Below are 12238 nucleotides of genomic sequence, written 5' to 3' on the forward strand. Positions count from 1 at the left end.
GGAAATATTGGTACGGTATATTTGAGTCATAAAAATGAATAAAGAAAAAGCCACCAAGGATTGCCGTCCTTGATAGCCACGCATTTCTTATTTGCTTTAAGTTATGTGTCTATATTATACAATATTTCCTTTATGTTGTAAATGTGGTTGATTTCAAAAATAGTGAAGCCAAACACTCTAAGGGGTATGGCATATATGACGTGTAGGGGGTAGTTACCTTGAGTAATTCGGAAGATCCAAATCGCTGTATATGGTGTACGAAAAAATAGACAAGCGGGATTTTCCCTACCGCTACCGTAAAAAAACACAGGGCGTTACACAGAAGTTGTAGTCATACCAACGGTGTAATTGTAGGTGAGAGCGACCATAATAAACGGCTTGGGTTAGGAATAATGAATGTGTTACGGCACATGGAGCTTAATCAATCCTATGTTGTCAGCGTTAAGCAATATACGATATAGGAGCCATCAGGGCATTATTTGATGGTGTGATCGAAAAGTAGATCAGTTGGTTAAGATGCAGAAATGCAAAAACTCGTATGATATGCGATATACACGAATGACCGAGATGACGGCAAAGTGTACCGTAGGTTTTTTCTACTTTAACAGTAGGGAAAACTTTGCTCAACCAACTCAGTTCCCTCAAATCAAACAAAGCATTAGTTTAGTTTGATGTCAAACATTAATTATTAGGTAGAGTTATAGGTAGGGCTATATTTATATAACAAATATATTTATTATTCTTTTTCAAGTTTTTTTATTGAAAAAGATTTTTTTATTTTAGAGATTGTTTGACTTAAAAATTGATTTTATGATATTTTTTATACTAAATATTTTTTAGTATTAGGAGAAAATAATGTCTGAATCAGTAGTTAAAGCAAGTCTTTGTATTGATAGACGACTTTTGAGTGAAGTAGAGAGGTTAAGAAATTTTGAAAATTCTGCACTTTCGCAAGTATCTCATGTAGTTTATTTAATTGGTTTGGGGCGAAAGTTGTATTATAATCTTTCGATAATTGATCGGTCTTATGGGGTGGGAAATTTGGGAAGGGAATTTTTAAAGAATTATCCTAAAATAACTATACAAGGATCATAGCGTATTGAATATCGAGCTTCAAGTAGTTGGTTGAATGATTTATCGATGATTGAAATAAATAAATTTATTTTCTTTGGTTTGAAGAAATTACAATCTGAAGTTAGTTTAAATAAATAATAAAAAACGTCCGTTAATTGTTAGGGACGTTTTTTGGAAGAGAGATAAAAATTAATTTATGTATGTACCATGACTGGCCAATAATTGTATTTTACTAAAAATAGTGTTGGTTTTTAAGGTATAATTCGTTAAAAATGTTATATATCAACATTTTTAACGAATTTAAACTTTTCTTTTTTTAGATTTTGCGATAATATTATTTTAAATTTTTAGTTTAGAAGTGTCTTTTTTGCTGATTTTGATTTGTTCTATAACGTATAGTTTTAGAATATCTAGATCTTCTTTAAAAATTTCTCTGCCTTCTTCAGGGATTTCTTCTAAACTAATTTTGAAGAAGAGATTAGGATCGTCTTCTTCAAAATTGGTTTTGGATTTGTAGATCTACCCATGAGATAGTCTAAGTTTGTATCTAAAATATCAGCGCTCTTATGCTAGATTTACGGACAGATTTTCTTCTGCCCTGTAAACTAATAGCATAGGAGCATTTTTTAATATGATTCGATACAAAAAAGAATTTAAGCAGTCTCTTGTTGAGATGCACAATCAAGGCCGTTCATATACTGATCTATCCGCTGAATACGGACCTTCGGTCGACTCAATCCGTAACTGGGTCAAGTTGTACGCGGTCCACGAAGTACAAGGCGAAAAATGGACGCAAGCTGATGTAAACGCATTACAAAAGGAAAACGACAAACTTCGCGAAGAACTTGAGATTTCGAAACGAGCCACGGTGTTACTTTCGAAGTACAACTAACGCAAAATCGCGAGTTAGGACTGGAAATCATTGATCGTTCGCTCGCAATGGGACACCGCATAACAAGCGTTTTATCGGCTTTGAACATTGCTTGAAGCACGTATTATCAATGGAAAAACTGGCAACCTAGCCAACGAGAAACACGGCGTACTGCTCTGAAAACGGAAATTAAAGCCGTTTATAACACCAATCGTGGCATCTATGGCTACCGACGCATCGCCGCATTTTTACGGTTCATTTTGAACACTGAAGTTGGTGATCGTTTGGTTTGGAAGCTCATGAAGGAGATGAGCCTTACATCTCACATGGTCAGGAAGTCATATAAGAAGCCGACGACGACCAATGTTTGGTTTACTTAATCTCGGTTATCGGCACTAGCCGGTACGACGCCGTTTATAAGCCGTCACTTGTGAATTTCAAAAATTCACAAGTGACGGCTTATTTGTTGCACGATACAACTTGTTAAATCCGGCCGGTTCACAATCTATACCACCCGTTTTCTCTCACCGGCAGGGCTAAGCCCTGTTCCACCTACAACAACACCCAGAAATCACGCCGTTTTAAGCTGAAATCCGGGTTTTGAAAAATTTTCGGAGTCCGGCACCTCTCGGTGCCGAAAAAACCTGTCCATAATCTTAACATCAGCGCCGTCTGCTCAGAAGTCAATAAATCGGACTATTTATAATTCAGTTAATTAGGCAACATTTGACGTAGAGCGTTTAAATATAGCGTTGTACTTTCTTTTAACTATAAGTCAGAAGTGTATACGTAATTATGTCGATTAACAATGATATGATATATATTTATAATTATTGACGCGGTGTCTTTTTATCATCAAAAACCACTGGGACAAAGGCATAGTGCAAGTGAGGGGTTGTCTCATCATAATGTACCACCGCGGCCACGGTATTTTCTTGCCCATAACGGTCATTGAGAAAATTGGTGGTTGCTTCAAAAAAGGCGCTCTGTTGCGCGTAGGACGCTTCTGTGAGTTCTTCAGGTAAAAAGTAACAATCCAAGTCGCTAAAGCCTTTAAATCGTCTCTTTTCATGTAATAAACGTCATTTAAACGCGCATTGAATCGTGGGAGCATATCAGAACCATCAGCCATGAGCTCTTGATTCATATAGGTTTTCGACACATCAATGTCTTTGTTAGTATGATGGTCGGTTTTACGTTCAAAGTGAACCGCTAAACCGGGGACTGCGCCACGCGTATTTTTCTTTAAGTGCGCCATCAAAAATGCCTCCCCGAAAAAGGTTTTCCAAGACCAGTATAACACCGTTAAAAATCTGGTATAGGGTGTTATACAATAAAGGCAAACAAAAAGGCACCCTTAAGGTGCCCACATTATTTTAACGACATTAAGATCATCAAAATAACGTTTGATTGCCAACGTCACAACGTTTAGACCGTTGTGCTGAGACTTGCTACTGCAACTTCAAACCGCTTGTACGTTTACTTGACACGATTATCGTCATCGTTCACTGCTTGAGAAGTTGCTTTTTTCACGGCATCAACACCATCTGAAGTTTTTTCTTTGATTGTGCTACCAGCGGCTGTTACGCGATCCTGTAAGCTTGTTTGTGATGCGTCAAATTCTTTTTGTGTTTGAATATCAACTACTTCAACATTTAACTCAACTAGCGTCAAACTTGTTGTTTCTCGCACCTGTTTTGTGATTACTTCTGTTAGTTGCTTATAAATATCATGTGCGTTGTGCCCATATGCCATGATAATATTTAAATCTACCGCAACTTGTTCTTTTCCGACCTCGACACCAATGCCATCAGTGGGGTTATCCGTATTCACAATTTTATTTTTAATGTTTGCGACAAAACCACCGTCAACACCTAGCAATCCTGTCACGTTTTCAATTGCATAGCCCACTACTTTTTGAATCACTTTGTCATCAAATGTTAATTCACCTTTAGGTTGACGATTCTCTGTTGCAGTACTTTGTGTAGTTGTTTTTTCTGTAGACATAATTAAATCCTTTCTATATCTAAATAATTAATTTTTACGTGTAAATATTTTAGAGACAATTGACAAATCGACATTATACGCTTCGAGCAAGTAGCCAATCCAACCTGCTAGTAAGGTGACAACTATAATCAAAATCGTCTTCCAAAATCCTACAGTTACCAATAGAGTTGACAGAATGAAACCCGCAAGACCACCAACCCAAATATTAATTGATTTTTTGTCTTTCATTATATCCGCACTCCTTTTTAAATCACACGTGTGACTTTACGCTTTGAGTTTGATTTCTGATTTACTTTAATATCAACTTTAATGGGAATTCGATTTATGCCAGCGAGTAAATCATTCAAGCTTTTCGTTAAATCGTATGAAATACGAGGTAATTCTTTGACTGTCGCCTGTTTATAAACTGAATCAGCAACAATATAAAATTTTCGTTGACGACGAGTATTTTTCAATCTCACTTTAATATTTGATAAACCTTCACCTGAGAGCTTTGTCTGAATAAACTGGTTGATACCATGATTACTCAACGCAAGCCGTCCTTCTTTGGTTTGCTTTAAAGGAATATCTGGTAATTCTACCGGCCATATCAATATGAGTAAAAACACAAGCAAGGTCAGTGCCAGCAGTACAAGACCATAGTAATAAATGAAAAGATCACTCTTAAAGTCTAAATGTATATTAAACTCTGCTAAAAATTTGAAAAATTCATCAATTATTTTTGGCCATATCAACAAACAAAGCCCAACCAAATATCCGAGGCTGAAAATACTCAGAACAAATTTTTGACTTTTCTTCATATCATACCTCTCTATTACCTTATGCTACTTTTTTGCTCTCATACCAAACACCATTGACACGGCTAGTACAAGAATCACAGCCCCAATTATCGAAGGAATGAGTGCCATTCCCGCCAAGCTAGGTCCCCATTGACCCAACAAAGCCTGGCCAATAGCCGATCCGACTAGACCAGCAATAATATTGCTAATCCACCCCATTGACTCACCACGATTTGTGATAGCACCTGCAATGGCACCAATAATGGCACCTACAATTAATGACCAAATCATAATCTTTCCTCCATTCTCTTTTCTATGAATTATGATATCCAACTCACTAGCCTAAATATAACACTATCGGAAAGCGTTTGCACAAATAACGCTTACCCCCCTTACAAAACAATGAAATTATGAGTTATTTTTAAAAGATTAAAAAACAACAGCTCCTCATCAATAAGTTGCTATCGTTATTATCTGTTCAATGATTCAATTATGGATTTCCTCTTCCAAACGGTCCCCAGCTTTGTCGATGCCTTTAGCTGCAAATATGGTCCCTCCAACCGTTATGCCGCCTAGAATTAATGTAGATGCCAACAATACCTTAAGTACAGTTTTTAACATAGTTTTCCTCCTTTATGCCTAAAATGAAAATTTGTTAATCTTCTTTTGTTTTCTTCCAATTTCTGACAAAATAATAGAAACTGAACAATAATTGAGATAACGCCAAAAGCATCGATAGTTTATCCCAAAAGCCAAATTTTTTATTCTTTTTATCCATCTTTTCTCCACTTTCTTCGTTGATCCAACCAAATTTCTAATTAGTATCTTCGAAATTCAAAGGAGCTCATGATTTACTTTAAGCCACCAGTAACATTGATTGACTCACCTGTTACATAGCTAGATTCATTTGAAGCTAGGAAAACATAAGCGCCTGCTAATTCTGCCGGTTGACCAGCTCTACCGATGGGTGTCGATTGGCCAAATGTTGGAATGTTCTCCGGTAACTGTCCACCAACAATCTGCAAAGGTGTCCAAATGGGACCAGGTGCCACACTATTCACGCGAATCCCTCGATTAGCCAATTGTTTAGCCAAACTCATTGTCATATTCTTGATAGCAGCTTTTGTACCTGCATAATCCACGAGAAATGACGATGGTTGCTCTGCTTGAATAGAATTCGTTGTTATGATACTGCTGCCAGGTTTCATATGTGGTAAGGCCGCTTTAACAAGCCAAATGAGACTAAAAACATTTGTTGCATAAGTGTCGGTTATTTGTTGTGTCGACAAATTAGCTATATCAACTTCCGCTTGTTGTTTACCAGCTACTAACGTCAAAATACTTAAATCACCAAAAAATGAAACTGCTTCATCAATCAACTTTTGGCTGAATGCTTCATTCTTTAAATCACCTGGAACTAGCTTGATTTTACGACCCAATGATTCAATAATGCCCTTAACTTCTTGTGCATCTGGTTCTTCTTCAGGAAGATAATTTAACACAATATCAGCACCTTCATGCGCATACGCTATCGCCACAGATCTGCCGATTCCTGAGTCACCACCGGTTATCAGTGCTTTCTTATGTTTCAGGCGGTCATGCCCAACGTAACTTGCTGCACCATCATCTGGTGTTGGCGACATCTTGCTTTGTAATCCTGGTTCAGGTTGACTCTGTTTTGGAAAATTCTGCTTTGCATATTCTCCATTTATGTCTGTCATGTAATTCCTTCCTTTTTCATACAATACTCAGCATAATCTTGACACGCACTAATAACGTGTATATTGTTTAACAAACACTTTGTTTGTAATGCCTACTATATCATTAGTAGAGAGCGGTTACAAAAATTTTGCCTAGATACTTGACAATGTAATTTGTTAATATCAGATGAAAACAAATCAAACAAAAGGAAGCGTGATGATTTAAAAATCACACTTCCTTTCTCAACAATATAAGAAAACCTTATTGATTAATTTGTTATAAAATCAGCATTCTTTTCTCCAATTTTGAAGTACTGACCTGTATTCCAATCTTTCAAAACATACCCCATTGCTCAGAAGTCAAGATTATGGACAGTTTTTTTCGGCACCGCAAAGTGCCGCTACCCCGAAAAATTTTCAAAACCCGGCTTTCAGCCTAAAATGGCGTGATTTCTGGGTGTTTTTGTAGGCGGAACAGGGCTCAGCCCTGCTGTTGAAGAAAACGAGTGGTATAGATTGTAAACCGGCCGGATTTCACAAGTTGTAGCGTACGGTAAATAAGCCTTCACAAGGCGAATTTTTGAAATTCACAAGTGACGGCTTATAAACTGTGTCTTACCGGTTGGTGCCGATAATCGACGTTATGTTAATTCGTTAAATTAATAATACCCATATGGACTATATTGGTGTCCAGGTTTAGGTTGCGTCTTGCCATTCAATTGATCTAGAACCTTTTGAGGGTCGGCTGGATGGCATACATGTCCAATTGCCCCTAAAACGTCGCCAATCCAATGTCATCCGCTGATTTTGTTGCACTCTGAATTAGATAACTTTTTATAGTTACTTAAATAGCTTTTCATAATATCGACTATGAGCGTAACATGATTAAATAGTTAAGATAATTACACTCTTCAGAATGCTAATATTATTCATAATTACTAAGAAGTGCTAGAATTTGAGATGAAGAGTGATCATTCATATCCTGTAATTTCAATTTTCAGTAAGTACACTGCTAAAAATATGGAGGAAAATTAAAATGGAACAGTCCAATAAAAAATATTTCTTTGATGAGTCAGCTTTTGATCTACATGATGGCGGATATGTACCTCTCATAGTAAATAATGCCCCGGAAATGCCTTTAAATATACCACCTATTTTAAAAGCAGATAGAGAGTCTAAAAATGATATCTACTATACCGTCACTGTAAAATCAGGGAAATCGCAAATATTGCCAGGGGAAAAGACACAGACATGGGGTTACAATGCTAATTTTTTAGGTAAGACTATTATATTTCACCGCGGTCAGAAAAATCATATCACTTTGAAGAATGACCTGCCAGAATTAACTACTTTTCATTGGCATGGAGCTGATGTTAGTGGCCCTTATGTTGATGGGGGTTGTCACGCGCCTGTTTACCCAGGGGAAATCAAACATATTAAATTTTACGTTGAATCAGCCCGCTGCGACATTATGGTTGCATGCTCACCCATGTCCATCCACAGCAGAACAGGTGTGGCAAGGATTAGCTACAGTGGTTATTGTTCAAGATGAGCATGAATCTCAATTATCAATACCAAGAAATTATGGAGTAGATGATATTCCAATTATTTTACAAGATAGACATTTTCACAAATATAATCAGTTTGATTATCGTGCCGATTATGATCCTGATGGTGTTGCAGGTCCCACGGCTGTTATCAATGGAACAGTCAACCCATACTTCGATGTCACAACACAAAAAATAAGGTTACGTTTTCTAAATGGTGCTAACCGTCGGGAATGGCGTTTGCATTTTTCCGATGATTTGCCATTTGATCAGATTGCGGGGGATTGTTCTCTATTACCCAAGCCAATCAAGCTGACAGGTTTAATGTTGAGCTGTGCTGAACGTGCAGAAGTCATTATTGATTTTAACCAATATCATGAAGGTGATGAGGTAACCTTATATACTGATCAAGTACCACTATTAAAGTTCCGCATTCACAATTTCGCAAAAGATACTACAAAAATTCCCGATCATTTAATTAATTTAAAGAAACTGGCAGTTGAAACGTCATTACCCATTCGACATGTTGTCATGCAAGGAATGGATGAAAGTGTTGCCATAGATGACAAGAAATTTGCTATGGAACGCATTGATGCCGAGCAAATAGTTGGAGAGTATCAATATTGGGATGTCACGAATAGTAACGAAAAACCGGGAATGGTTCACCCATTTCACATACACGGCACTCGCTTTTTAGTACTAACACGTAATGGAAAAGATCCATATCCAAATGAGAACGGTTTCAAAGACACCATTGGAGTTAACCCAGGGGAAACTGTTCGAATACTAGTTAAGTTTGATTTACCTGGTATTTATATGTATCATTGCCATATTTTAGAACATGAAGATGGTGGTATGATGGCACAAATAGAGATAGTAGATCCAAAAAAGCCGCATCAGAAGTATCAGTTAATGGATATGAATACTTTAATGAATGCGTTAGCTGAGGAGCGTGGTATTGAGTTATCTAATCTTTGGATGGCAGGTATGGAGTCGTACGAAAAAATGGGAATGAAAATGTAAGATTTTGCTAGAATACTTCCGATGAAAAATGGTTGATCAATCATATTCGCTGTTAAACTATTGGTATGTTAAGATTAAGGGAACAACATATTTAAAAACAAAACATCATTTTAACTACACTACAGTTTGCTCTTATACTAAAAAAATGGACTATTTTTTTAGTATAGGAGCAATTCCTTATGAGTTCTGAAAGATACTAGATTTATAGTATACTATGTCAAAAGGAGTAGTTAGATGAACAATCAAATCACACTAGCGTATTTAGATTATGATGATCTAGATGCTTTACAAGTTGTAAGTGTTGTCAGTTTTTATGAATCGTTTATCGATGGCGCAGATCCACTTGATATGCAAGTATATTTACAGACACAATTGACAACTGAAATATTGGCAGTAGAATTGGCACAGCCAACCAGTAAATTTATTGGTATTAAGGATCATCAAATACTCATTGGTTATATGAAAGTCAATGATGAAAAAGATGCTATAGAGATTCAACGGATCTATCTGCTCAAAGATTATCAAAACAAAGGGTTAGGGCAAAGGTTACTCGATGAAGCGAATCGTTATGCTAAAACGAAACAAAAACGTTATTTACGTTTGACTGTTTATGAAAAAAATCATGCAGGTATTCGTTTTTATGAACGTCATGGATTTAAAAAAATAGGGATCAAACATTTTCCTTTAGGAAAACAAGATCGTATTTGTCCGATTTTAGAAAAAGAAATCTAAAAAAACGTCCTCACTTTTGATGCTGAGGACGTTTTTTTTAGACTGGTGGCGCTGATTGTGCATCTCAACAAGAGACTGCTTAAATTCTTTTTTGTATCGAATCATATTAAAAAATGCTCCTATGCTATTAGTTTACAGGGCAGAAGAAAATCTGTCCGTAAATCTAGCATAAGAGCATTTAGCGTCAGTTTTAAATCTACGAACACATAAGATATTAGCCCATCAAATCAGTGCCACGATGGATACCAAATTAGTAGTTACAAAACTACAAAGAGCGCTATCAACTCATAAAAAACCAAATCATTTACACACTGACATGGACAGTCAGTTGACTAGTTTTGGCTTTGAAAATTTGTTAAATCGACATAAAATTGATTATTCGTATTCAAAGTTAGGGTATCCATATGATAACGCCAAAATTGAAAGTTTTCACTCTCTATTAAAGTGTGAAATGATTTATCAATTCCGTTTTCCATCGATTGCTCATCTAATTTTAGATGTGTCCAAATATATTCAATGGTTCAACGACGAAAGAATCAGTCTCGCCAATCGAAACATGAAAGTAGCCTAATCAGTTCAGCCCTAGATAAAAAATAGTCCGATTTATTGACTTATGAGCACATTTGTATTTTATGATTAAATATACAAAAATTATTATACACTACGTTTTTTGAAAATCAGATATGCAATACCATACATCAGTGCAATGTAGATTAAATAAGCTACAATTACCCCATTTTGTGATATGTGCATCGCTTGTTTCAATATGTTTGGTGACAACATTCCTATGTTAGACATACCGAGATAAATATTAAATGGATTCCATTTTAGAAACGGCGCTAAATCAATTAATTTTAATGAAATAGCACTTAATATTGGTGTTGCCACAATCATCACAACACCTAATCCAATTGCTGCTCCAGAACTTTTAACTAAATTCGTAATCATCAACACTAACGCAGCCACAAATATCATTTGGATGGCTGTATCAAGCATGCCAATACCCATAGTTTGCCAGCTATTACCTGTATACCCGAGAGATTTACTGAAATCATAATTTGGTATAAACAAAGCAACCGCTAAGACAGTCCCAATAAATGCTGTGACAAACAAACCAATATAGACACTCAAGTTCAACAACAGCTTACTTACAAAGACACTGCCGCGACTAAAGCGACGTGATAACAATGGTCGAATAGTGCCAAAGCCAAATTCTTGGGATACTGACAAAGCAGTAATAATAATACCGGCCATTTGTACGTACAGTAGTGCTTGGCCCAAATTAATTACTGATGCCATAGTTCTTTGTGATTTAAAAATACCAATAATAGCTATCGGAAAAGCGAAGCTCAAAATTAACCAAATATATAATTTATTTTGCTTAAAAGCTTTATAATACTCTTGTTTCATCAATGTTAACACGACTTATTCCCCCTCATCGTCTGCTGCCAACATATCCAACAACGACTTTTCCAAATTCCCAGTGATGGTATTAAGTGTTAAAATTTTAAGATTAGCTTGATTAATCGCTGAAATAACTTCTTGCAAACTTTCCGCCCCAGTAATTTGCAGATCCCCATCATCAATACTTGCCTGCCAATTATGCTCTTGAACAACTAGCAATGCTGCCTCATTGTCATTAGTATCAACTGTCCAGCGCACTTTATCGTGGCTAAAGAAATTAGACATCGTGTCTTTTTCGATAATTTTGCCATGATTAATAATCACAACATCATCAACCAATTTTTGCAATTCATCTAACAAATGACTTGATATCAAGAATGCTGTGCCTTCATCAGCCAAAGAGCGAATTAATTCACGCAAATCATGAACTGATTGTGGATCTAATCCGTTCATTGGTTCATCTAAAATGACCAGTTTTGGATTTCTAATCAGCGCAATTGCAATACCAAGACGTTGTTTCATCCCCAATGAAAAGTTTTTGGCCTTTCGTTTTCCAAAGTTATCGCCATCGATTTGTGTTTTATGCATGAGCATTTTAAAATCTGCAGGTGAAGTTGTATCCATTGCATACAACTTCAAATGTTCTAAGGCTGTCAAATTAGGATAAATTGACGGATACTCAATCAAATTACCAATTTTATCCAATGCTTGATGATTACTAAACGTCACAGGTTGTCCATCAAACGAAATTGTACCTGATGAATAACTCATTAATCCAGTAATCGCACGCATTGTCGTTGACTTTCCAGCACCGTTGGGTCCAATTAATCCAACAATGTGGCCGGCTTCAACATCAAAACTAACTTGATCCATTGCGGCACGTGCCCCATATTTTTTGCTAACGTTTTTTACTTCTAATAATGCCATTATGCTTTCTTTCATTATCTAAAAAAAATATATTCTAAAAACGGACCGCTCCTAATCGGTCCGTATAATAGAGAATAGATGTAATTTTTAAATTATTTTTATCACAGTTTTCGAATTGTACTAACGGTGTCTCATCTCAATTCGGTACTGTCACGTTTATTTTATTCAAAATTG

At 36.2% G+C, this 12238-nt stretch carries 14 protein-coding genes and 2 pseudogenes; 6 read left to right on the forward strand and 10 right to left on the reverse strand.

The window, feature by feature from the left end:
* Nucleotides 1-855 precede the first annotated feature (855 nt).
* The 3 genes from A9176_RS08530 to A9176_RS09065 all read left to right on the forward strand — a co-directional run bounded on the left by A9176_RS08530 (nucleotide 856) and on the right by A9176_RS09065 (nucleotide 2325).
* On the forward strand, nucleotides 856-1095 hold the full coding sequence (locus A9176_RS08530) for a hypothetical protein (RefSeq protein WP_077283335.1): 240 nt from the start codon (nucleotides 856-858) through the stop codon (nucleotides 1093-1095).
* 610 nt (nucleotides 1096-1705) lie between these two features.
* Complete coding sequence (locus A9176_RS08535; protein WP_242943247.1) at nucleotides 1706-1966, forward strand: transposase; 261 nt, start codon at nucleotides 1706-1708, stop codon at nucleotides 1964-1966.
* 155 nt (nucleotides 1967-2121) lie between these two features.
* Complete coding sequence (locus A9176_RS09065) at nucleotides 2122-2325, forward strand: IS3 family transposase (RefSeq protein ID WP_157093716.1); 204 nt, start codon at nucleotides 2122-2124, stop codon at nucleotides 2323-2325.
* Between the two features lie 465 nt (nucleotides 2326-2790).
* Here the strand turns inward: A9176_RS09065 and mobV are convergent.
* From mobV to A9176_RS08570, 8 genes and pseudogenes are all read right to left on the reverse strand, one after another.
* A pseudogene (gene mobV, locus A9176_RS09035) lies at nucleotides 2791-3203 on the reverse strand (MobV family relaxase); the annotation flags it as partial.
* 221 nt (nucleotides 3204-3424) lie between these two features.
* Nucleotides 3425-3952: an Asp23/Gls24 family envelope stress response protein gene (locus tag A9176_RS08550; RefSeq protein WP_077283337.1), complete on the reverse strand. Its 528-nt coding sequence runs from the start codon at nucleotides 3950-3952 to the stop codon at nucleotides 3425-3427.
* A 27-nt stretch (nucleotides 3953-3979) separates the two neighbouring features.
* On the reverse strand, nucleotides 3980-4180 hold the full coding sequence (locus tag A9176_RS08555) for a DUF2273 domain-containing protein (RefSeq protein ID WP_002827661.1): 201 nt from the start codon (nucleotides 4178-4180) through the stop codon (nucleotides 3980-3982).
* A 17-nt stretch (nucleotides 4181-4197) separates the two neighbouring features.
* Nucleotides 4198-4752 (reverse strand): alkaline shock response membrane anchor protein AmaP, encoded by a 555-nt coding sequence (gene amaP, locus A9176_RS08560; protein ID WP_077283339.1) that lies wholly within the window; start codon nucleotides 4750-4752, stop codon nucleotides 4198-4200.
* A 24-nt stretch (nucleotides 4753-4776) separates the two neighbouring features.
* Entirely contained in the window at nucleotides 4777-5022 is a 246-nt protein-coding gene (locus tag A9176_RS08565) for a GlsB/YeaQ/YmgE family stress response membrane protein (protein ID WP_077283341.1), read from the reverse strand.
* A 195-nt stretch (nucleotides 5023-5217) separates the two neighbouring features.
* The gene (locus A9176_RS09005) at nucleotides 5218-5352 is read right to left on the reverse strand and encodes a hypothetical protein (RefSeq protein ID WP_157093715.1); all 135 of its coding nucleotides are present in this window, start codon (nucleotides 5350-5352) and stop codon (nucleotides 5218-5220) included.
* 34 nt (nucleotides 5353-5386) lie between these two features.
* A complete protein-coding gene (locus tag A9176_RS09010) occupies nucleotides 5387-5509 on the reverse strand; it encodes a hypothetical protein (protein WP_004909530.1) in 123 nt (40 codons plus the stop codon).
* A gap of 73 nt (nucleotides 5510-5582) precedes the next feature.
* Nucleotides 5583-6452 (reverse strand): SDR family oxidoreductase, encoded by an 870-nt coding sequence (locus A9176_RS08570; protein ID WP_048699830.1) that lies wholly within the window; start codon nucleotides 6450-6452, stop codon nucleotides 5583-5585.
* 1015 nt (nucleotides 6453-7467) lie between these two features.
* Here A9176_RS08570 and A9176_RS08580 point away from each other — a divergent pair.
* From A9176_RS08580 to A9176_RS09070, 3 genes and pseudogenes are all read left to right on the forward strand, one after another.
* Nucleotides 7468-9001 (forward strand): annotated as a pseudogene (locus A9176_RS08580) (multicopper oxidase family protein).
* A gap of 234 nt (nucleotides 9002-9235) precedes the next feature.
* Nucleotides 9236-9733, forward strand: coding sequence for a GNAT family N-acetyltransferase (locus A9176_RS08585; protein ID WP_048699826.1), 498 nt, complete (start codon nucleotides 9236-9238; stop codon nucleotides 9731-9733).
* A gap of 316 nt (nucleotides 9734-10049) precedes the next feature.
* Nucleotides 10050-10304 (forward strand): integrase core domain-containing protein, encoded by a 255-nt coding sequence (locus A9176_RS09070; RefSeq protein WP_416338145.1) that lies wholly within the window; start codon nucleotides 10050-10052, stop codon nucleotides 10302-10304.
* 83 nt (nucleotides 10305-10387) lie between these two features.
* On the opposite strand, the gene A9176_RS08595 is transcribed toward A9176_RS09070, so the two are convergent.
* Both A9176_RS08595 and A9176_RS08600 read right to left on the reverse strand, forming a co-directional pair.
* Nucleotides 10388-11155, reverse strand: coding sequence for an ABC transporter permease (locus tag A9176_RS08595; RefSeq protein WP_077283343.1), 768 nt, complete (start codon nucleotides 11153-11155; stop codon nucleotides 10388-10390).
* Nucleotides 11156-11158: 3 nt separating this feature from the next.
* Entirely contained in the window at nucleotides 11159-12064 is a 906-nt protein-coding gene (locus A9176_RS08600; RefSeq protein ID WP_077283344.1) for an ABC transporter ATP-binding protein, read from the reverse strand.
* Nucleotides 12065-12238: the final 174 nt, after the last annotated feature.

Origin of the sequence: Leuconostoc garlicum (assembly GCF_001998805.1) — a bacterium.
Lineage (GTDB): Bacteria > Bacillota > Bacilli > Lactobacillales > Lactobacillaceae > Leuconostoc > Leuconostoc lactis.